This window comes from Microbacterium arabinogalactanolyticum (assembly GCF_030268005.1).
Classification (GTDB): domain Bacteria; phylum Actinomycetota; class Actinomycetes; order Actinomycetales; family Microbacteriaceae; genus Microbacterium; species Microbacterium arabinogalactanolyticum.
Genome location: NZ_BRZC01000004.1, coordinates 482,764 through 503,693 on the forward strand (window position 1 = coordinate 482,764; position 20,930 = coordinate 503,693).

The 20,930-nt window shown below is 70.1% G+C and carries 20 protein-coding genes; 12 read left to right on the forward strand and 8 right to left on the reverse strand.

All coding sequences use genetic code 11. The features are described 5' to 3' along the window. Positions 1-96 precede the first annotated feature (96 nt). The 4 genes from MIAR_RS06800 to MIAR_RS06815 all read left to right on the forward strand — a co-directional run bounded on the left by MIAR_RS06800 (position 97) and on the right by MIAR_RS06815 (position 3,762). On the forward strand, positions 97-1,518 hold the full coding sequence (locus MIAR_RS06800; RefSeq protein ID WP_285633230.1) for an RNB domain-containing ribonuclease: 1,422 nt from the start codon (positions 97-99) through the stop codon (positions 1,516-1,518). Continuing rightward, the gene (locus MIAR_RS06805) at positions 1,515-2,369 is read left to right on the forward strand and encodes a phosphotransferase family protein (protein ID WP_285633233.1); all 855 of its coding nucleotides are present in this window, start codon (positions 1,515-1,517) and stop codon (positions 2,367-2,369) included. Before MIAR_RS06800 ends, MIAR_RS06805 begins: the two co-directional genes overlap by 4 nt. 158 nt (positions 2,370-2,527) lie before the next feature. After that, complete coding sequence (locus MIAR_RS06810; RefSeq protein WP_285633236.1) at positions 2,528-3,418, forward strand: hypothetical protein; 891 nt, start codon at positions 2,528-2,530, stop codon at positions 3,416-3,418. Beyond that, on the forward strand, positions 3,415-3,762 hold the full coding sequence (locus MIAR_RS06815) for a GntR family transcriptional regulator (RefSeq protein ID WP_285633238.1): 348 nt from the start codon (positions 3,415-3,417) through the stop codon (positions 3,760-3,762). The genes MIAR_RS06810 and MIAR_RS06815 overlap by 4 nt, the downstream gene beginning before the upstream one ends. A gap of 65 nt (positions 3,763-3,827) precedes the next feature. Here MIAR_RS06815 and MIAR_RS06820 read toward each other — a convergent pair whose 3' ends face one another. Continuing rightward, positions 3,828-4,808 carry an aldo/keto reductase gene (locus MIAR_RS06820; RefSeq protein ID WP_285633241.1) on the reverse strand — a complete coding sequence of 327 codons (981 nt, stop codon included), beginning with the start codon at positions 4,806-4,808 and terminating at the stop codon, positions 3,828-3,830. A gap of 76 nt (positions 4,809-4,884) precedes the next feature. Here MIAR_RS06820 and MIAR_RS06825 point away from each other — a divergent pair, with 76 nt between their 5' ends. Then, positions 4,885-5,601 (forward strand): ASCH domain-containing protein, encoded by a 717-nt coding sequence (locus tag MIAR_RS06825; RefSeq protein WP_285633244.1) that lies wholly within the window; start codon positions 4,885-4,887, stop codon positions 5,599-5,601. Then, complete coding sequence (locus tag MIAR_RS06830; protein ID WP_285633247.1) at positions 5,598-6,923, forward strand: erythromycin esterase family protein; 1,326 nt, start codon at positions 5,598-5,600, stop codon at positions 6,921-6,923. The genes MIAR_RS06825 and MIAR_RS06830 overlap by 4 nt, the downstream gene beginning before the upstream one ends. 12 nt (positions 6,924-6,935) lie before the next feature. Here MIAR_RS06830 and MIAR_RS06835 read toward each other — a convergent pair whose 3' ends face one another. The 3 genes from MIAR_RS06835 to ispG form a co-directional block, all read right to left on the reverse strand. After that, a complete protein-coding gene (locus tag MIAR_RS06835; protein ID WP_285633249.1) occupies positions 6,936-7,790 on the reverse strand; it encodes an alanyl-tRNA editing protein in 855 nt (284 codons plus the stop codon). Positions 7,791-7,858: 68 nt separating this feature from the next. Continuing rightward, positions 7,859-8,191, reverse strand: coding sequence for a nuclear transport factor 2 family protein (locus MIAR_RS06840; protein WP_285633251.1), 333 nt, complete (start codon positions 8,189-8,191; stop codon positions 7,859-7,861). A 98-nt stretch (positions 8,192-8,289) separates the two neighbouring features. Further along, on the reverse strand, positions 8,290-9,441 hold the full coding sequence (gene ispG, locus MIAR_RS06845; protein WP_285633253.1) for a flavodoxin-dependent (E)-4-hydroxy-3-methylbut-2-enyl-diphosphate synthase: 1,152 nt from the start codon (positions 9,439-9,441) through the stop codon (positions 8,290-8,292). Positions 9,442-9,497: 56 nt separating this feature from the next. Here ispG and MIAR_RS06850 point away from each other — a divergent pair, with 56 nt between their 5' ends. Beyond that, positions 9,498-10,124 carry a pyroglutamyl-peptidase I gene (locus tag MIAR_RS06850; protein WP_285633255.1) on the forward strand — a complete coding sequence of 209 codons (627 nt, stop codon included), beginning with the start codon at positions 9,498-9,500 and terminating at the stop codon, positions 10,122-10,124. 173 nt (positions 10,125-10,297) lie between these two features. Next, complete coding sequence (locus tag MIAR_RS06855) at positions 10,298-12,175, forward strand: chorismate-binding protein (RefSeq protein WP_285633257.1); 1,878 nt, start codon at positions 10,298-10,300, stop codon at positions 12,173-12,175. Between the two features lie 23 nt (positions 12,176-12,198). Here the strand turns inward: MIAR_RS06855 and MIAR_RS06860 are convergent, their stop codons facing one another. Both MIAR_RS06860 and MIAR_RS06865 read right to left on the reverse strand, forming a co-directional pair. Beyond that, complete coding sequence (locus MIAR_RS06860) at positions 12,199-13,320, reverse strand: hypothetical protein (RefSeq protein WP_285633259.1); 1,122 nt, start codon at positions 13,318-13,320, stop codon at positions 12,199-12,201. A 27-nt stretch (positions 13,321-13,347) separates the two neighbouring features. Next, positions 13,348-14,667 carry a M50 family metallopeptidase gene (locus tag MIAR_RS06865; RefSeq protein ID WP_285633262.1) on the reverse strand — a complete coding sequence of 440 codons (1,320 nt, stop codon included), beginning with the start codon at positions 14,665-14,667 and terminating at the stop codon, positions 13,348-13,350. Between the two features lie 70 nt (positions 14,668-14,737). On the opposite strand from MIAR_RS06865, the gene MIAR_RS06870 reads away from it, so the two are divergent. The 3 genes from MIAR_RS06870 (at position 14,738) to MIAR_RS06880 (ending at position 17,875) form a co-directional block, all read left to right on the forward strand. After that, the gene (locus MIAR_RS06870) at positions 14,738-15,322 is read left to right on the forward strand and encodes a hypothetical protein (RefSeq protein WP_285633265.1); all 585 of its coding nucleotides are present in this window, start codon (positions 14,738-14,740) and stop codon (positions 15,320-15,322) included. A gap of 152 nt (positions 15,323-15,474) precedes the next feature. After that, on the forward strand, positions 15,475-16,170 hold the full coding sequence (locus MIAR_RS06875; RefSeq protein ID WP_285633268.1) for a DUF1775 domain-containing protein: 696 nt from the start codon (positions 15,475-15,477) through the stop codon (positions 16,168-16,170). Between the two features lie 85 nt (positions 16,171-16,255). Continuing rightward, entirely contained in the window at positions 16,256-17,875 is a 1,620-nt protein-coding gene (locus tag MIAR_RS06880; RefSeq protein ID WP_285633271.1) for a Mur ligase family protein, read from the forward strand. A 33-nt stretch (positions 17,876-17,908) separates the two neighbouring features. Here the strand turns inward: MIAR_RS06880 and dxr are convergent, their stop codons facing one another. Then, the gene (gene dxr / locus MIAR_RS06885) at positions 17,909-18,991 is read right to left on the reverse strand and encodes a 1-deoxy-D-xylulose-5-phosphate reductoisomerase (protein ID WP_285633274.1); all 1,083 of its coding nucleotides are present in this window, start codon (positions 18,989-18,991) and stop codon (positions 17,909-17,911) included. Positions 18,992-19,062: 71 nt separating this feature from the next. Further along, entirely contained in the window at positions 19,063-20,019 is a 957-nt protein-coding gene (locus tag MIAR_RS06890; RefSeq protein ID WP_285633277.1) for an FKBP-type peptidyl-prolyl cis-trans isomerase, read from the reverse strand. A 123-nt stretch (positions 20,020-20,142) separates the two neighbouring features. On the opposite strand from MIAR_RS06890, the gene MIAR_RS06895 reads away from it, so the two are divergent. Beyond that, a complete protein-coding gene (locus MIAR_RS06895; RefSeq protein WP_425561556.1) occupies positions 20,143-20,919 on the forward strand; it encodes a lysophospholipid acyltransferase family protein in 777 nt (258 codons plus the stop codon). Positions 20,920-20,930: the final 11 nt, after the last annotated feature.

Below are 20,930 nucleotides of genomic sequence, written 5' to 3' on the forward strand. Positions count from 1 at the left end.
TAGTCCCGCTCGCGGACACCGGCGCGCGGTCAGGCCGACATGACGCGCGGTCGGTGCTCCCCGTCTCCCGAAGTGTCCGCGGCATAGGCTGACGACATGCCTCAGCGTCGATCACATGTCGCCCCGTCCGCCGAGCAGAGCGAGCTGGCCGCAGCCCTCGCCGCCCTGCGCGCGAGCATCGAGTCGCCCGTCGAGTTCTCGCCCGAGGCGCTGGCGGAGGCGGAGTCGGCGACACCTGATGCGCCGGATCTCGATCTGCGCGACGTGCCGTTCGTCACCCTCGACCCGGCCGGCTCGAAAGACCTCGATCAGGCCATGCACCTGTCTCGCGCCGGTTCGGGGTTCCAGGTGCGTTACGCGATCGCCGACGTCCCCGGTTTCGTGAAGGCCGGTGGTGCGCTGGACTCCGAGGCGCGTCAGCGTGGACAGACCCTCTATCTGGCCGATGGGAAGATCCCCCTCCACCCGGAGGTGCTCTCGGAGGGAAGGGCCTCGCTGCTCGCCGATCAGGATAGGCCCGCGCTGGTCTGGACGTTCACCCTGGACTCCGCGGGAGCTGTGACGGAGTTCCGCCTCGAGCGCGCGCTGGTGCGCTCGCGTGCGCAGCTCGACTACGTGGCGGCGCAGAAGCAGCTGGACGCGGGCCAGGACGGCCCGCTGTCCCTGCTGGGCGAGATCGGCGGGCTGCGTCAGCAGCAGGAGCAGCAGCGCGGTGGTGCGAGCCTGAACCTCCCCGATGAGGAGGTCGTGCAGAAGCCGGACGGCACGTACAGCATCGAGCGTCGGAGTCCGCTGCCCATCGAGGACTGGAACGCTCAGCTCTCCCTGATGACCGGGATGGCCGCCGCGGAGCTGATGATCGGCGCGAAGATCGGCGTGCTGCGCACCATGCCGCAGCCGGATGAGGAGGCGTTCGCACGGTTCCGCCGGCAGACCGAGGCCCTCGGGCGGCCGTGGGGTGAAGGCCGATACGGCGACTACCTGCGCGGGCTGGACAAGAGCGACCCGATGACGCTGCCGGTCCTCGAAGCAGCCGCATCGCTGTTCCGCGGAGCCGGCTACATCACGTTCGACGGCTCCGTGCCGACGGGCGACATCGAGCAGGCCGCGATCGGGGCGCCGTACGCGCATGCCACCGCTCCCCTGCGCCGGCTGGTCGACCGCTGGTCGCTGGCGATCTGCGAGGCGGTGTCGCAGGGCCGTCCCGCCCCGGACTGGGCGCGCGAGTCGCTCCCCCAGCTGCCCGATCTCATTCAGCAGTCCGCGCAGCGGGCATCGACGCTCGACGCCGAGACCATCAACCGTGTGGAGGCCGCACTGCTGCATCCGCTGGTCGGGAGCAGCATCGACGCCACCGTGATCGAGCTGCGCGGCGAGTCGCGCGCGGCCGTGCAGATCGCAGAGCCGGCCGTGACGGCATCCGCGCCCGTGCGGGCGGGGACGGCTCCGGGCGACACCGTGACATTGAAGCTGACCAGCGTGGACATCGCCAAGGGCGAAGTCCAGTTCGCCGCGTGAGCTCGCTGCCGGGTCTCGACCCCGCCCAGCAGGCGTGGGTGACGGAGCGGATGCCGGATGCCCAGCTCGTGCGCGACATGTCGTGGGGTCTCGTCGAGACCACGGTGCTGCATGTGCGGGCGGGCGGCGACGACGTCGTGGTGAAGGCCGCCGGGCCGTCGGACACGCATCTGCCTCGGGAGATCTCCGCCCACGCGGGATACACCGCGCCGCTGATCTTGACCGGTCACGCCGCACGGCTGCGGGATGCCTCCGCCGAGGTGCGCGTGATCCTGTTGGACCACCTTCCGGGTGAGCTGGTGCTGGGCACGGACGCGGAGTGGCAGGCGGCCACCTACGTGCAGGCCGGAGTTCTGCTCAGGCGCCTGCACGAGCAGGAGTCGCGGACGGATGCCGAGTACGAGGCACGTGCGACGGCGAGGCAGCTGTACTGGCTCGATCAGCCGCATCGGATCGACCCGTCGATCGCCGCACGGGCGCGTCACGTGCTGGCCTCCGCTCCCGCCCCCGCGGTGATGCTGGTGCCGACGCACGGCGACTGGCATCCGCGCAACTGGCTCATCGACGACGGCGTCGTGCGGGCGATCGACTTCGGTCGGTTCGATTTCCGGCCCGCGGCCACCGACTTCGCGCGCATGGCCGCCCAGCAGTGGCGCGAGCGCCCGGATCTGGAGGCGGCGTTCCTCGACGGGTACGGCTCTGATCCCCGAGATCCCGAACTGTGGCGGCTGGAAGCCCTGCGCCAGGCCGTCGGCACCGCGTGCTGGGCTTTCAAGGTGCGCGACGAGGCGTTCGAGCAGCAGGGCCATCGGATGCTGTCAGAGGCTCTGGCTGCGTACGACGGTTCATGACCTCGGAGATGTGCACGATCTCGGAGGCTTTCCGTGCGCAGCATCCGAGATTCTGCACATCTCGGAAACTGTGCCGCGCCCCGACCCGACGCTCTTGAACTTGTATCAATCCATCGCTACATTTTGTGTCAATCAATTGACTCATTGAGGTGGTGATCATGGACATCGTCCTGTTGATGGTGCTGGCTATGAGCGTCGGACCGCTGGTGATCGCCACCGCGATCAGGTTCCTGCTCCTGCGAAACACGACTCCGCTGGGTCGCCTCGTCGCAATCCTGACGGTGATTGCCGGGCTCCTCCCCGCGGCCGGAGCGATTCTGCCCATGCTCAGCTCGTGGATCCCGCTGATCCCGCTGAGCCTGGACCTGGCGATCCTGGCCGCGGTACCGCTGGCCCTCGGCATCGTCGCGATGCCGTTGCTCATGGTTCCCCCGCGCCGCGTGCACACCGGAGGCGTCGCGGCGCTGAACCGTCGTCACATGAGACGGTTCGTGCCCGTTCGGTGGACCTGGCTACTTCTCGCGCTCGTCGTCCTCGTGCTCGTGCCGACCATCGCGGCCGGTGCGGCCTCGAGTCGGGATGAGTACGGGCATTACACGCTCTACCGCACGTCGCTGGGGACGACTCGAATCGCCACGCGCATCTACGGCTGGCACTACTCGGTACCGTCCCTGATCATGCTCGCCCTGCTGCTCGCGATGATCTTCGCCGCCCTGTTCGTCATCACGTCACGCGCCTGGGATGACGACATCGAGGCGGATGCCGCAGTCCGACGCCTGCGAGCGGCAAACGTGCTCCGGATCGGGGGCGGCGCGATCCTCCTCCACCTCTTCGTGATCCTCCAGTCCATCGCAGGCACGGCCGGGCTGCGGGGCGCGGCCACGACGACGGAACTGGGCACCGTCGCCATGGGAACGCCGTTCGCGGCGCTGCAGCCGTGGCTGTTCTGGATGAGCCTGGCGGCGTTCGTCGTGGGGCTGACGCTGCATCTGCTCACGGCCCTGATGGCGATCCCCGCTCGGCGCGTCGCGACCGCATCGCGCTCATGATCATCTCGATCTCCCCCTCAGGCGGCACTCCCGCCGAACAGGTGCACGGGCAGCTGCGCGGGCTCATCACGACCGGGGCACTCGCCGCCGGTGAACGACTCCCGTCGGTGCGACAACTGGCATCCGATCTGGGCATCGCGGCCGGCACGGTCGCCAAGGCGTATCGCCAGCTGGAGGATGAAGGCCTCGTCACCTCTCGCGTGGGCGCCGGCACCAGGGTCAGCCGGAGCGCGAGCACCGTTTCGCAGTCGGTCGCCGGTGCGGCCCGAGCACTCGCATCCGCCGCGCAGCGCGACGGCTTGACCCGTGAGGATGCCGAGCGCGTGCTGCGCGCCGTCTGGTGACCGCCTCACAACCCCGCAGATCTGCACATCTCCGGAGTTCTGCCGCGCCCTGGCCCGCTGACCTCTCAGCCGTTGACCGTGCGCTGCATCGACTCGGGGTAGCGCTCCCCGTGCACTCCGATCCTCGCGGCGAGCGCGTCGAGGTCATCGAGCTCCCCCGGCGTCAGCTCCAGGTCGGCCGCGGCGAGGTTCTCCTGGATGCGCGAGATCCTGCGGGTGCCGGGGATCGGCACGATCCACGGCCTCTGCGCGAGCAGCCATGCCAGCGCGACCTGCCCCGTCGTGGCATGCTTAGCCGCCGCGAGCTCGGCGACATGGGCCACGAGTGCGGCGTTCGCGTCGCGGTTCTCCTCCGTGAAGCGAGGCAGACCGCGCCGCATGTCGTCGTCGGCGAATGTCGTGTTCGCATCGATCGCGCCGGTGAGGAATCCGCGGCCGAGCGGGCTGAACGGCACGAAGCCGATGCCCAGCTCCTCGAGTGCCGGCAGCACCTCCGCCTCCGGGTCTCGCGTCCACAGCGAGTACTCGCTCTGCACCGCCGTCACGGGGAACACGGCATGGGCGCGGCGGATCGTCGCGGCGGAGGCCTCAGACAGGCCGAAGTGGCGCACCTTGCCCGCAGCGACCAGTTCGGCGATCGTTCCCGCGACGTCCTCGACCGGCACGTCGGGGTCGACGCGATGCTGATAGAACAGGTCGATCACATCCGTGCGCAGCCGCCGCAGCGAGGCATCCGCGACCTCCCGGATGTGCTCCGGCCGGCTGTTCAGCCCGCCCTCCCGGCCGATGTCGAAACCGAACTTCGTCGCGATCGTCACCTGGTCACGGACCGGCTCGAGCGCCTCGCCCACCAGCTCCTCGTTGACGTACGGCCCGTACACCTCGGCCGTGTCGAACAGGGTCACCCCCGCATCCACCGCGCCTCGCAGCACCGCGATCATGTCGTCGCGCGATCCGGGGTTCGGGCCGTAGCTCTGGGACATGCCCATGCAGCCCAGTCCGATGGCCGAGACCTCCAGTCCCAGTCCGAGATTCCTCGTCTTCATGTGTGCACTCCTCATCGACTCTGCGACGAGCGTACGCCGCTGCCATGACGCAGCGGACCGAGTGCGAGACTGAACCATGCTCTACCCACCCGAGATGCGCGTGCTCGACGCCGCGCGCAAGCAGGTCCGCGCTCTGCACGGCGACCCGAACCACACGGTCGCCGCAGCCGCCATGGACACGACGGGGCGCATCCACACCGCGGTGAACGACTACCACTTCACCGGCGGGCCGTGCGCGGAGCTCGTCGTCCTCGGTGTCGCCGCAGCCGCAGCATCCGGCCCTCTGGTCACGATCGTGGCCGTCGGTGACGGGGATCGCGACGTCGTCGCTCCGTGCGGGCGGTGTCGCCAGGTGCTGCTCGATCAGCATCCGGACTGCGACGTGATCGTCCGGGACGGCGACGAGCTGCGCCTGGTGAACGTCCGCAGCCTCCTGCCCCATTCCTACCGGCATCCGGATGCCCAGCCGGAGCGGTTCGTCCGCTTCAGCGCCCGTTACTTCGAGGCCGTGCGGGACGGGGTCAAGACCGCCACGACCCGCCTGAACGACCCCTGCGCGCCAGGACCCGCGTGGTTGCTCTTCGAGTTCGACGACGAGTACCGCCGGCTTCCCGGGTGGATCGACTCGGTCGTCTCCAAACGATTCGACGAGATCAGCGACGACGACGCCCGATCGGAGGGCTGCGAGCGCGCCGATGAGCTCAGAGCCGGCCTGCGCGAGCACTACCCGGCAATCACCGATGCCGACACTGTCGAGGTCGTGCGATTCCACACCACCGGGGTGACGGGATGAGCTCGTTCGAACACTGGCTGCGCTCCTCGGCGCATCGCCTGCGCACCGTCGACCCCGATGAGCAGGACGACGACGACCTCGAGCCGCTCCTCGACATCATCGGCGATGCACGTGTCGTCGCGATCGGCGAGTCCATGCACCGCATGCACGAGTTCCTGCAGGTGCGCCACCGCGTCTTCCGCTTCCTCGCGCGTCGTGCGGGCTTCACCGCGCTGGTCATGGAGAGCGGGATGCCCGAGGGCGCACTCGTAGACCGCTGGATCCGCACGGGCGAGGGGCGACTCCGCGACGTGCTGGCCGACGGCATCGGCTACCGCTTCGGCGCCTGCCAGGAGATGCTCGACCAGGTCACCTGGATGCGCGAGCAGCATGTGCGCGGGACCGTCCCCGTGCGCTTCGCCGGCATGGACATCCCGGACTCCTCGGCGTCGGTCCTCCCCGCCGCCCAGGCCGCGATCGCCCTCCTGGACGACGCGGACCCGCACTACGCAGCGCACCTCCGCTCGACGCTGCTCCCCCTGTTCTCCTACCTCCCGGCGGACCGCACCGGCCTGGCTCAGGCCGCGCCGGCCATCCAGTCCTACCTCGCCCTGGATGCCGCCGTCCAGCACGAGATCACCGTCGCGCTGACCGACCTGGTCGCGAGGATGCGCGCCCGCCGGCCGGACATGATCGCGAGCCTCGGCGGAGCGAACGCGGCCGAGGAGCGGGTGCGGTTCGGCATCCGCGCCGCCGAGAGCGCCCAGGCGGGAGACGCGTTCCTTCACGCGATGGTGTCGGCGCCGTCACGCACCTGGCCCGCCGCCAACATACGGGACGTCTGGATGGCGGACTCCGTCGAGTGGGTCCTCGAACGCGAACCGCGCGTGCTGGTCGCCGCGGCGAACGGTCACGTGCAGCGCACGCCGTTCAGCGCTCCCCCGTTCGTCCCCGAGCCGATGACGACGCTCGGTGGCCATCTCGCGGATCATCTGGGCACCGACTACGTGGCCATTGGCACCGCCTTCGGCCACGGCGACGCGTGGTTGCACCGACCTCGTCCCGACGACGTCCCGGGCCACTCGCATCCGTTCGTCCAGCCGCTCGGAGCACCCGACCCGGCGAGCGCGGATGCTGCGTTCTCCGCCGCAGGCATCGGCGACCTTCTCATCGACCTCCGCACGGCTCCGCCGGAGGCCGCGTCCGCCCTGGATCGCACCGTGGGTCTGCGCAACGGCGACGTGCTGCAGCCCTTGCCGATACGCGAGGCCTTCGACGCGATCGCGTACATCGACGAGGTCACGCCGTGGCACACCTGGATCGACGAGAACGGGCTCGCCTGAGGCCTCAGCGGCTCAGGCCGGGACCGCCGTCGTCGTCATCACCAGCAGCTGCGGGTCGCTGAGATCGAGGGCGACGCTCATGGACGCGAACTCCGCCAGCGAGTGCACATGCGTGCCGCCGCAGAGGAAGCCGACCTCGCCCTCGGGGAGCACGCAGCGCCAGGTGCGCCGGTCCGAGATGCCCGGGCCCTCCACATCGATACGGCTCTCGCCACCCGACGCGATCCAGCCGGCCAGCAGCTCGTTGATCCGGTGCTCGCGCTGGGCGAGCGAGGCCGCGAAGCCCTCGGAGTCGAACCCGGCCTTGCGCAGACTTTTGCCGAGCCGGTACTCGTCGACGCTGCCGTCCGGGTGGATGAAGCTGGTCTGGTTCGCCCGCCCCTCGAAGTCGGGATGCCCGAGCGGGTCGACGCCGATCTCCTTGCGCCAGAGGTCGGTGAGCGCGGCATCCAGCGCCAGCGAAGCGAGATGGCACGCGGTGTGACCGCGGCTCAGCCCGGCCCGGCGTGCGGCATCCACTTCCAGACGCGCGGATGCCCCTGCGACGACGGATGCCGGGATCTCTCCGTCCACGCGATGACCGACGAGCCACGTCCATCCGTCGGCGCCTCGCTTGACCGGGATGTCGGTGCCGACCGCCAGCTCGCCCTCATCGCTGACTGCCGCCATCACCGCCTCGGAGACGTCGAGCACCACGTCGGAGACGGTGATCGTCCCGCTGTCGCCCGGCTGATCGGGCCAGGTGTGATCGACCGGGTGGAACGGCGTCGCGTCGACCACGACCACCGCCCGCTCGCGATCGACGATCAGCACATCGCCCTCACCGGTCAGAGAGCCGTCGGGAAACGTCACGCGCGTGGACTGCATGCTCCCACGCTACGCGACCTCAGCCCCGACGCACGACGCCACGGGGACCCACGGAACCCGCGGAGGCCTCAGTGGTTCGGCGGGATCGTGAAGCTCGCGAGCCTGTCGCCGCGCACGACGAACACGCCCGTCGACTCACCGTTGAAGACGTTGCTGCGCCAGCCGAAGCGGATGCTGGTCGTGTCGCCGGCCGTCTCGGCCGAGAGCACCGTCATCCGGGCGCCCGCGCCGATCGCATCGCTCTCCGCCCAGGAGCGGATCCCCTCCGGTCCGGACTTCACGGTTCCCCAGTCGTCGACGAAGCCGTCGGGCGCGAAGGCCGCGACGAACGCCTCGGTGTCGGCGGCGTTGATCGCATCGACCATGGCCTGGGCGGGCGCGGGCAGCTCTGCAGCGGGCATCGGCGTCTCCTCAGTTCGAGCCGGGTCGAACCCGGCATCCGGACGCCGAGCGTAACTCGCGCCTGCCTCCGATACCAGCCCCTGACCCCTGGGATCCGTCAGGCGGTGATGACCTGGGCGGTGCCGACCGCGGCATCCGGACCCATTTCGGCGGCGATGCGGTTCGCCTCCTCAATCAGGGTCGCGACGATCTCCGACTCGGGGACGGTCTTGATGACCTCGCCCTTGACGAAGATCTGGCCCTTGCCGTTGCCGGAGGCGACACCGAGGTCGGCCTCACGGGCCTCACCCGGTCCGTTCACGACGCAGCCCATGACGGCGACGCGCAGCGGCACGGTCATGTCCTTCAGACCCTCGGTGACGTTCTCGGCGAGTGTGTACACGTCCACCTGCGCACGGCCGCAGGACGGGCAGGAGACGATCTCGAGCTTGCGCTCGCGCAGGTTCAGCGACTGCAGGATCTGGTGGCCGACCTTGACCTCCTCGGCGGGCGGTGCGGACAGCGAGACGCGGATGGTGTCGCCGATCCCTTCGCCGAGCAGGATGCCGAACGCCGTGGCGCTCTTGATCGTGCCCTGGAACGCCGGACCCGCCTCGGTCACGCCGAGGTGCAGCGGCCAGTCGCCTCGCTCCGCGAGCTGGCGGTACGCCTTGACCATCACGACGGGGTCGTTGTGCTTCACGGAGATCTTGAAGTCGTGGAAGTCGTGCTCCTCGAACAGCGACGCCTCCCAGACGGCGCTCTCCACGAGCGCCTCCGGTGTGGCCTTGCCGTACTTCTCCAGCAGCCGGCGATCCAGCGACCCGGCGTTGACGCCGATGCGCAGCGACACGCCCGCGGCCTGAGCGGCCTTCGCGATCGCGCCGACCTGGTCGTCGAACTTGCGGATGTTGCCGGGGTTGACCCGCACGCCCGCGCATCCGGCGTCGATCGCCTGGAACACGTACTTGGGCTGGAAGTGGATGTCGGCGATCACCGGGATCTGACTCTTCGCCGCGATGATGTGCAGCACATCCGCGTCGTCCTGGGAGGGCACCGCGACACGCACGATCTCGCAGCCGGAGGCCGTGAGCTCGGCGATCTGCTGAAGAGTGCCGTTGATGTCGGTGGTCTTCGTGGTGGTCATCGACTGCACGCTCACGGGGGCGTCGCCGCCGACGAGCACCTTGCCGACCCGGATCTGACGGGACTTGCGGCGGGGCGCGAGGACTTCGGGGATGCGCGGCATCCCAAGGTTCACTGCTGGCACTCCTCAAGGCTACCGTCGCTGAGTGCATGCGGGCTGGATGCTCGTAGGCTGAGCCCATGTCGACGATCCTGCTGACCGGCTTCGCGCCCTTCGACGGTGCGGAGCGCAATCCCTCGGGAGACGCCGTCGCGGCCGTCGCCGCCGGTTACGACGGACCCCACCGCCTGATCGCGGCCACCCTGCCGGTCTCGTTCGCGGGCGCGGCAGCCCACCTGCACGCCCTGATCGCCGAGCACGATCCGGATGCGGTGATCGCCACGGGCCTGGCGGGCGGCAGCGATCGGGTGGCGGTGGAGCGCATCGGCGTGAACCTCATGGACGCGCGCATCCCCGACAACGACGGTGCTCAGCCGATCGACGTGCCCAGCGAGCCGGGCGGACCCGCCGCGCGCTTCGCCACACTGCCGGTGAAGCGCATCGTCAGCGTGCTCGAGGAGGAGGGCATCCCAGCGCGCGCATCGCTGTCGGCGGGCTCGTACGTGTGCAATCACGTGCTCTACACGGCGCTCGGAGCATCCCGCCCCGATGTGCCGACAGGATTCGTGCACGTGCCGTGGTCGACCGCGACGGCTCCCGCCGATGCGCCCAGCATGTCCGAGCAGGACCTGGCCCAGGCGGTGCGCCTGGTCGTCGACCATGCCTTCGACCCCGACGACTCGATCCCCGGCGGCAGCATCTGGTGACGTCACGCCGCACCGGCGGCCGTGTCTGATGTGATACTTTCGCGGTATGTCCGCGACCCGCACCTGGTGGCCCGCCTTCTAGGCGGTGTTTCGCGAACCACGAGAACACGACCGCCTTCCGGGGCGGTCTTTTTTCGTTCTCCGCACCGGATTCCCAGAACCTGGAGACCCCGATGACCGACCTGAACCGCCGCATCCGTGCTCTCGCCGCCGACCCCGAGACCTCCTTCGTGCTGATCGCCCGTGACGGCGTCGTCGAGCTGCTCACCGGCGAGATCGTCGACGTGGAGACGCTCTCCGACATCCCCCTGGAGGGCGCGGACGGTCCCCGCGAGGTCTTCGCGATGGTGCCCTACCGGCAGGTGCGCGAGCGCGGGTTCGAGGCGCAGGACGACGGCACCCCCCTGCGGTGCCTGCTGGTCGCCGAGCGCGAGGGGCTGGATGCCGAGGAGCTGCGCGCCGCGCTGCCCGACGCGCCGATCGACCTGCGCGGCGGCGGCTTCGACATCTCCGACGAGGAGTACGCGGGCATCGTCGAGCAGGTCATCGCCGAGGAGATCGGCCGAGGCGAGGGCGCGAACTTCGTCATCCGCAGGGACTATCGCGCCGGATACGAGTGCGACGACCGCATCGCCGCGCTCACCTGGTTCCGCGCGCTGCTCGAGCACGAGCGGGGCGCGTACTGGACCTTCGCCGTCATCACCCCAGGACAGATCGCGGTGGGTGCGAGCCCTGAGGCGCACGTCGTCGCGCGCGACGGCATCGTGACCATGAACCCGATCTCGGGGACGTTCCGGCACCCCGCAGGCGGCGCGACCCGCGAGTCGCTGACCGAGTTCCTCTCCTCGACCAAGGAGACCGAGGAGCTCTTCATGGTCGTCGACGAGGAACTCAAGATGATGAGCCAGGTCTGCTCCGACGGCGGCCGCATCACCGGCCCGCATCTGAAGGAGATGTCGCGGCTCACTCACACCGAGTACATGCTGCGCGGACGCAGCCGCCTGGACCCGCGCGACATCCTTCGCGAGACGATGTTCGCCCCGACGGTGACCGGCTCCCCCATGCAGAACGCCTGCGCGGTCATTCGCCGGCACGAGCGCGCACCACGGGGCTACTACTCCGGCGTCGCCGCGCTGTTCACCCCGAACGCCGACGGCGGCCACGACCTGGACGCGCCGATCCTGATCCGCACCGCCTACCTCGACCGAGGACACCTCCGCGTCCCCGTCGGCGCGACCCTCGTGCGCCACTCCGACCCGCTGGGCGAGGTGGGCGAGACGCACGGCAAGGCTGCCGGCGTGCTGGGAGCGATCGGCGCCATCGAGCGCGATCATGTCGCGGAGACGCGTGACGACGACGCGCCGGCGCCCGCTCGGCTGGCGGACGATCCCGAGATCGCGGCGCTCCTGGCATCCCGCAACACGCGCCTGGCCGACTTCTGGATGCAGCCGCAGGACGCAGCCGCCACGGGCCGATTCGGCGGTCGCAGCGCTCTGGTGGTGGATGCCGAGGACCGTTTCACGACGATGCTCGCGCACCAGCTGCGCCATCTCGGCCTGGACGTGACCATCGCGCCGTGGTCCGAGGTGACCGACGAGGCGGTCGACGCCGCCGACCTGGTGGTGTCCGGCCCCGGCCCCGGCGACCCGCGCGACCCGTCGTCGCCGCGCATCGCCCGCATGCAGCAGGTCGTCGCCCGGCGCCGTGCGACCGGCTCTCCCCTGCTGGCCGTGTGCCTGAGCCACCAGATCCTGGCTGACAGCCTGGGCATCGACCTGGTGCCGCTGGACTCTCCGTACCAGGGAGTGCAGAAGACCGTGCCGGTGTTCGGGCAGGATGCGTCGGTGGGCTTCTACAACACCTTCACCGCTCGTGTCTCCCCCGGCACCACCCGGGTCCGTGACGCGGAGGTCGCCGCGGATGCGGAGAGCGGTGACGTCTACGCGCTGCGCGGCGAGCGCTTCGCCTCGATCCAGGGGCATCTGGAGTCGATCCTGTCCCGCGACGGGATCGCGACGCTGGAGCGGCTGACGGCGCACGCCTTCGTCTGAGACGCCAGGCTCAGACGCCTCGATCAGTCCGCCAGCGACGGCCATTCGTCGGCGGCGAAGCGGTCGTCGTCGACCAGCCCATCGATGCTGATCGCGGATGCTGCGCCGTCATGGGCCTCATCCCACCAGAATCCGGTGTAGAGGCTTACCTCCACCGCACCGTCATCGGTGTGCTGAGAGATCGACAGCACCTCGCCGTGCGGTCCCTCTCCGCGCAGCCTGACGATGCCGACGGCACCCGCATCACGCGACACCCGCCAGCCGAGGTCGCGCAGCGCGGGCATCGACTCCTCGAGATCGAAGTCCCCCGTCGGCTCGGCGCGAAAGCCCAATTGGAACCGGTAGCAGTCCCAGAGCGTGTCGGTGCACCCGTGGAGGTCGTCGATCTCCTTCGCGTCCACCCGCCAGCCGTCCTTCGCGATCAGCGCGCGCACCTCTGCGAGCATCCGCTGCGACGCCTCATACCGCTGCTCGAGCCGCGCGGTCTGCTCCTCGAGCGGGAGAGCGGTCGCGTGCGCATGCGTCTCACCCGCGGCATCCGCCTGCTGCTGCGACAGCGCGCACCCACCGACCACGAGTCCCGCGATCAGCAACGGTGCCGCGAAGGCCGCGACCCAGGCGATGACCGTCCAGCGACGGGACTGCCGCAGCCGGCCGCGCGCGAGCGCGAGCACCACGATCGCGACCCACGAGACGAGGACCACGACCAGCCCACCGATGAACAGCGTGTCGGAGTAGCCGCTGCTCAGCTGCCCGCCGGCCAGCCCCTGCATCATCGACGGCGTCGGGGCGGCGTCGGTGGCACCCCGCATCGACATGGACGCGACGATCCAGCTCCACCAGTGCACGAACAGCACCCAGGTGATCGGCGCCGGAACCGCGGTGGAGCCGGCACGCCGCAACACGAACCGTGGCAGCGAGCCCAGAAGGCCCGCCGCAGGCACGAGGATCGGTGAGATCAGGAGCAGGAACAGCGTCTCCCAACCGCCTCCGCCGAAGAAGCCGTGGCCGACGAAGAGCACCGGCAGCAGCCAGGACATCCACGGCCACACGCGCCAGGTGAACACGTGGATTCCCGATTCCTGGCGCTGCCCCTCAGCCGCCCCCTGCTGCCTGAGCAGGAAGAAGTCGCCCGCCTCCGTCATGAGTCCCCCTCACGGAGACCCTATCGGTCAGCCCCCGAGCAGGTTCATCGGCCTGATGATGTCGGCGATGATCAGCAGCGCCCCCATCGCGATCAGCAGCACGGCGACCACGACCGTGACGGGCACCAGGCGCGTCGCATCCACGGGCGCGGGTTCGGGGCGTCCGGTGACCTTCGCCCACAGGCGCTTGATCCCCTCCCACAGCGCGACCACGATGTGCCCGCCGTCCAGCGGCAGCAGCGGGATGAGGTTGAACACGAAGAGCGCGACGTTCAGCGCCGCGAGCAGGTTCAGCAGCACCGCGAGGCGGTCGAGCACCGGAGCGTTCGTCGCCGCCACCTCACCGGCGATGCGCCCGACGCCGACGACGCTGAGAGGGCCGTTCGGGTCGCGCTGCGATCCGGTGATCAGCGACTCGCCGACGTTCCAGAGCTTCTGCGGCAGCTGGATGATCAGGTTCGTCACTCCGCCGACCTGCTGCCAGGTCATCTGGGCGCCGGTCCAGATCGGCTGGTGCGCGTACTCCAGCTGCGCCGTGATGCCCGCGTAGCCCACGCTGTGGGTGACGGGCTTGCCGCCCTTGTCGGTGACGGGCCGGCCCTGGGCATCCGTCTGCTGACGCTGAGCTGCGACCGGGGTCAGCTGCAGTGTGACGTCCTCGCCATTCCGCTCGACCACCACGTCGAGGGTGCGTCCGGGAGAATCCTGGATGATCTGCGACGCGGCCGCGAAGGTGGCGACGGGTTCGCCGTCCATGCTGACCAGACGGTCACCGGGCTCGAACCCGGCCTCCGCGGCGGGCGCGGCGGGGTCGTCCGCGGCACAGGTCTGCTGCTTCGCCGCCGTCGCGGGGATCATGCACTCGCTGACCGCGGCGACCGTCGTGCTGGCCTGCTGGATGCCGATGCCGGATGCCATGAGCGTGAAGAGCAGCACCGCCAGGACCAGGTTCATGACGGGCCCGCCGAGCATGACGATCACGCGCTTCCACACCGGCAGGCGGTAGAAGACGCGCTCCTCCTCGCCCTCGGCGATCGTCTCGTCGTTGGCCGTGCGGGCGTCCTGAACCAGGGCGGCGAACACGCCCTTCGCCGGTCCGGTCTTCGTCGAGGGCGGGTACATGCCGGACATCGAGATGAATCCGCCGACGGGGAGCGCTTTGAAACCGTATTCGGTCTCACCGATCCGCTTGGACCACAGCCGCGGCCCGAAGCCGATCATGTACTGGCCCACGCGCACGCCGAACAGCTTCGCGGGCACCAGATGGCCCACCTCGTGCAGCCCGATCGACACGCCGAGACCGACGAGCATGAACAGGATGCCGCCCAGATACAGCAGGATCTCCACCCGACCACGCTAGTGCCCCGCACCGAGGAATCCGCTGTGCCGTCGCTATGCATCCGGCTAGGCTGAAGACGTGACGATCCGCCAGCTGCGCCTCTTCCGCGGCGCAGTGGCCTCTTCCGTCGCGACGATCCTCGCCGCGGTGTCGCACACCGTCGGCGGCGGCACCGCACCGCACCCGCTGCTGATCCTCACCGTGGCGGTGCTCCTCTCGCCGCTGGCCGCTCTCCTGGTGGGCACGCGGATCCGGCTGTCGGGGCTCATCGGAGCCGTGCTCTCGACGCAGTTCGTCTTCCATGCGCTGTTCGAGCTGACCGGCGGCATCGCCCCGACGGGCCTCGTGGGCGGGCACCAGCACGGCCCGATCGTTCTCGAGCTCGCCCCTGGAACGCATCCCGACCTGCTCTCATCGTCCCCCGGCATGCTGCTCGCCCACCTGCTGGCAGCCCTCGTCACCACGCTGCTGCTCTGGCGCGGCGAACTGCTGGTCCGCACGATCGCACGCTGGGTGCGCACCCTGCTGCGCCTCCCGCAGACCGCTCCGGCGCATCCGGTGGCGGCGCCGGCGACCGTCACGCGCACCCAGGCTCCCCTCCTCGATCGGCTGCTGGCCGACTGCGCCTGGCGGCGCGGCCCTCCTGCGTCAGCGCTCAGCTGATCCTCCGGGGCGTCCAGCCCGTCATCGCCGTCCGGCCACCCGGACCGCGTCCCGCCGATCGCGCCTCGCGACGGCATCCGTCCGCGCGCTTCCGCGCGGAGCATCTTCTCGCTGCGCGCGTGCGCGGCGTCTCATCCATGAAGGACGAATCCATGTCTCATACCCTCCGTCGCGGCGGCATCGCCGCGGCCGCCCTCGCCCTGTTCCTCGTCGCAGCACCCACCGCGGCCTCCGCGCACGTGGGCGTCTCACCGGACCGGATCCCGGCCGGCCAGGTCACGCCGCTGACCTTCTCGTTCAGCCACGGCTGCGGCGAGTCCCCGACCACGTCGCTGCGCGTCACGATGCCGAAGGGCATCGGCAGCGCCTGGCCGGCGTTCGACGGCGATTGGGCGGCAGACGTCGAGAAGGATGCGGGCGGGGCGATCACCGCCGTGACGTTCACCGCCGCGCAGCCCGTGCCGGTCGATCTGCGCGGTTCGGTGGAGCTGGCCGTGATCACGGACAAGAACGCCGCCGACGAACTGGTGTTCCCCGTCGAGCAGCGCTGCGTCTCCGGGACGAACGAGTGGACCCAGGTGGCGAAGGACGGCGAGAACGCCCACGATCTGGACTCGCCGGCTCCCGTCGTCGCGCTCACCGCGGCCGACGCCTCAGGCGACCACGGTCAGCAGGGCGCGCACGGTCAGCAGGGCGCGCACGGTCAGCACACGGCCGCTCCGGAGGCATCGTCGTCGAGCTCCGAGCAGCCGGCGGCGATCCTGCCGATGCTCCTGGGCGGCGGCGGACTGGTCCTCGCCGTTGTGGCGCTCCTGGTGTCGATCCGCGGCTCCCGTCGGCGCGCATAGCGCACCCTGTCGGAGGCGTCCGGCGCACGCCGGGCGCCTCCAATCCGCAGGATCCCTCCGCTGTGCGTGAGATCATGGAGACGCTATGACCACTCAGCCCTCACTGCCGCCCGTGCTCCGCCCCGCCGACCCACCCCGTCGCGCGCTGGCCGAGCTCGCAGACCGCTTCGCAACGGAGGTCCGCGGTGATCTCGCGGGCGTTCAGCTCAGCGGCATCACCCTCGCCACCGCCGACCTCCGCGCCGGGGAGGCCTTCGTCGCCATCCAGGGCGTGAACCGCCACGGTGCCGAGTTCGCGCAGACCGCCGCCGATCAGGGCGCAGTCGCGGTCATCACGGACGCCGCGGGCGCCGACATCGCGGCATCAGCGGGTCTGCCGATCGTGATAGTCGACGATCCCCGCGGCGTGCTGGGCGAGCTGAGCGCGTGGGTGTACGGCACCGGAGCATCGGACCCGCTGCCGCTGCTGTTCGGCACCACGGGCACCAACGGCAAGACCAGCGTCTCGCACCTGCTGCAGGGCATCTTCGACCAGCTGGGCGTCGTCTCGGGCCTCTCCTCCACCGCGGAGCGGCACATCGCCGGTGAGGTCATCGTCTCCCGGCTCACCACCCCCGAGGCATCCGAGATGCACGCCCTCCTGGCGCTGATGCGGGAGCGGAACGTCGAGGCCGTCGCCGTGGAGGTGAGTGCGCAGGCCCTCTCCCGCCACCGCGTCGACGGGATCGTGTTCGACGTCGCCGGCTTCACGAACCTCTCGCACGACCACCTCGACGACTACGCCGACATGGAGGAGTACTTCCAGGCGAAGCTGCCGCTGTTCACGCCCGAGCGCGCCCGCCGCGGCGTGATCAGCCTGGACTCGGCGTACAGCCCCCGCGTCGTCGAAGCAGCGAGCATCCCTGTCGTCACCGTCGGGACACCGTCGATCGCCGCCGACCCGGATGCCGCCGCAGCGGCCGACTGGGTCGTGACCATCGACGACGAACGGCAGGCGGGCACGGTGTTCACGCTCACCGGACGCGACGGACGCACGCTGACGACCATGGTGCCGGTGATCGGCCAGCACATGGCCGCCAACGCCGGACTCGCGATCGTCATGCTGCTCGAGGCCGGATACGAGTGGGACCGCATCACCGCGGCGTTCGAGCGCGACGGCCAGATCCTGGCGTACCTCCCCGGTCGCACCCAGTTCATCTCCGGCGAGACCGGCCCCGCCGTGTACGTCGACTTCGGCCACTCCCCGGACGCCTTCGAGAAGACCCTCGCCGCGGTCCGCCGGGTCACGCCGGGCAAGGTGCTGATGCTGTTCGGCGCCGACGGCGACCGCGACGCCACCAAGCGCTACGACATGGCCCGCACGGCCGTCGAGGGCAGCGACATCCTGGTCGTCACCGACCATCACCCGCGCTTCGAGGACCCGGACTCCATCCGCGCGACCCTCGTCGCCGGAGCACGCAAGGCGCGACCGGATGCCGAGATCCACGAGTTCTCCCCGCCGGAGAAGGCGATCGTGGCGGCCGTCGGCATGGTCGGCGAAGGCGACGCGATCCTGTGGGCCGGTCCCGGCCACCAGGACTACCGCGACATCCGCGGCGTCCGCACCCCGTACTCGGCACGCGAACTCGCCCGGCGCGCGCTCATCGCCGCCGGCTGGCCCGCCCCCGACTCGCACTGGCCCGTCCCCTACGACGACCGGGTCTGACCGGGGACAGCCCTCGCGACGGGGGTTCGCGCCTCAGGCGGAGGCGATCAGCGCATCCGCCTTGGCGCGCGCCCACGTCTCGGCCTCGGCCAGCGTCTCGAGCGTGAGGTCGTCCGGCGCGTCGTGCGCCTCGATGACGCGCTCGATCGTGTCGACGATGCCGAGGAACGGCAACCGGCCCTCGTGGAAGGCGTCCACGGCCTGCTCGTTGGCGGCGTTGTAGACCGCGGGGAACGTGCCGCCCGCGCGGCCGACGGACTTCGCCAGGCCGACCGACGGGAACGCCTCGCCGTCGAGGGGTTCGAACGTCCAGCTGGTCGCCTGCCGCCAGTCCAGCGGCTTGCCCACCCCGCCGACGCGGTTCGGCCAGTCCAGCCCCAGCGAGATCGGCAGACGCATGTCCGGGGGCGACGCCTGAGCGATCGTGGAGCCGTCGACGAACTCGACCATCGAGTGCACGATCGACTGCGGGTGCACGACCACCTCGATGTCGTCATACTGCACGTCGAAGAGCAGGTGCGCCTCGATGACCTCCAGGCCCTTGTTGACGAGGGTGGCGGAGTTGGTCGTGACCATCCGCCCCATGTCCCAGGTCGGGTGCGCCAGGGCCTCCGCGGGCGTCACGTCGCCGAGCTCGGCCCTGGTGCGGCCTCGGAAGGGCCCGCCGGATGCTGTGACGATCAGCCGCCGCACCTCCGCGGCGGTGCCCGATCGCAGCGCCTGCGCGATCGCCGAGTGCTCCGAGTCGACCGGGACGATCTGGTCCCGCTCCGCGGCGGCGCGCACGAGCGCGCCGCCGACGATGAGTGATTCCTTGTTGGCCAGGGCGAGGGTCCGCCCGGCCTTCAGCGCGGCCAGTGTCGGCCCGAGCCCGATGGAGCCTGTGATGGCGTTGAGCACGACATCCGCCTCCACGTCGCGGACGAGCTGCTCCGACTCTGCCGCGCCGAGCGCCGTGTGCTCGAGGCGGAACTCCGCGGCCTGACGGGCCATCATCTCCGCGTTCGACCCCGCCGAGATCCCGACCAGTTCGAAACGGCGGGGATTGGCGCGGATCACATCCAGGGCCTGCGTGCCGATGGAGCCGGTGGAGCCGAGGACGATGATGCGACGCATGCCGCCAGCCTATGCGAGAGTGCGCCGGCCCTGCAGGAGCGGGGCCGGCGCACTCACGGTGGCGGGAATGCCTACTTGGCGGCGGGCGCGTGCTGCGTGGCCAGGATGTCGATCACGAACACGAGTGTCGAGTTCGCGGGGATCGACCCCTGCTCCTTGTCGCCGTAGCCGAGCGCCGGCGGGATGACGACCAGCACCTGCGAGCCGACCTTCTGACCGGCCAGCGCCTGCACGAAACCGGGCACGTAGGTGTTGCCGGGGATGGAGATGGGTTCGCCGTTCTTCCACGAGGAGTCGAAGCTCTTGCCGTCGGCCCAGTTGACGCCGTAGTACTGCAGCAGAGTGGTGTCGCCGTCGGCGACCGCCTCGCCGTCGCCCTGCTTGAGCACCGACACCTTCAGCTCGGTGGGCGCGTCGGTCTTCGGGATCGAGATGCTGGGCTCGCCGTTCTTGGCCAGCTTGACCTCGGGCATACCGTCGACGGGCGCCTGCTCTTCGCCCCACGCCGCCGTCGGGACGGTGCCGAGCACATCGACGATGTAGATCTGGGACTCGGCGCCGTTGGAGCCGGTCGGGAACGCGACGGCCAGGCGCGAGCCGACCGTGGCGCAGCCGATCACCTGGGCGAGGGTGGGGTTCGCGAGCACGTTCTGCGGCAGCATCTGCTCGGTGCCCGGGTAACCTGCGTCGCCGATGTGCTCGCCGGTGGTCGTGTTGAACGCGCTGAGGGCGTAGGAGACGAACTCGCCCTTCTTCACGGTCGCCCCGTCGCCCTTGGTGATCACCGTGCGCTGCAGTTTCTTGATGTCCTGCTTGAGCGTGAAGGTGGCCTTCGACGGCGTGCCGAACTGGCCGTCGACCTTGACGCCGTCGGAGATCGCACCCGGCTCAGCGGTCTGCGCGCAGACGTCGCCGCTCGTGGCGTCGGACGTCGAGGTCGGACTCGGCGACGCGCTGCCGGCGCAGCCGGCCAGAAGCAGCGCCGAGACGGCGATGGTGGACAGGAGGGCCAGGGGACGCAGGCGCAAGATGAGACCTCGGAATCGCTGATGTGAAGTGTCCATCTTCGCGCATCCGGCTTTGCCGCGGCTGAACGAACACGCGTCGAGGACATTCCGTGACCGGAATGCGGCGCTCGATAAACTTCACGGATGAGTTCTGAGCAGTCGGTCGGGTCCGAGCACGAACCGGAATCGCACACCCCCCGACATGCCGGATTCAAGTACGCGGTGGGTCGCATGGTGGCCACTCCCCTCGCCCGGATCGTGTACCGTCCCCACATCGAAGGGCGCGAGAACGTGCCGAAGCGCGGTGCGGTGATCCTGGCCAGCAACCACCTGTCGTTCATCGACTCGATGGCGATCCCCGTCGCCGCCCCCCGCCCCGTGCACTTCCTCGCGAAGTCGAGCTACTTCGAGGGCACCGGTGTGAAGGGAGCGCTCTCGAGGGAGTTCTTCACTTCCGTCGGCGCCATCCCGGTGCGCCGCGGTGCCGGCCAGGCCGCGCTCGACGCCCTGGATCAGCAGCGTCAGCTGCTCGATCAGGGTCTCGCGGTGGCGCTCTACCCTGAGGGGACGCGGTCCACCGACGGCCGGCTGTACAAGGGCCGCACCGGAGTCGCCTTCCTCGCTCTGCAGACCGGTGCACCCGTCGTGCCGGTCGGGCTGATCGGCACGGATCATGTGATGCCCGTGGGCGCGAAGATGCCGTCGGTCAAGGAGCGCATCACCGTGCGCTTCGGCCAGCCCATCGACGTGTCCAAGCACGGTCCCGCCACCAGCGGGAAGGCGCGCCGACTCGCGACCGACGAGATCATGGCCGCCATCCACGCGCTGAGCGAGCAGGAGCTCGCGGGCGTGTACAACGAGCCGCCGGCGCAGAGCCCGATCGAGAAGATCAAGCAGGCGCTGCCGCACGAGCGGCGCTGACCCTTCGACGG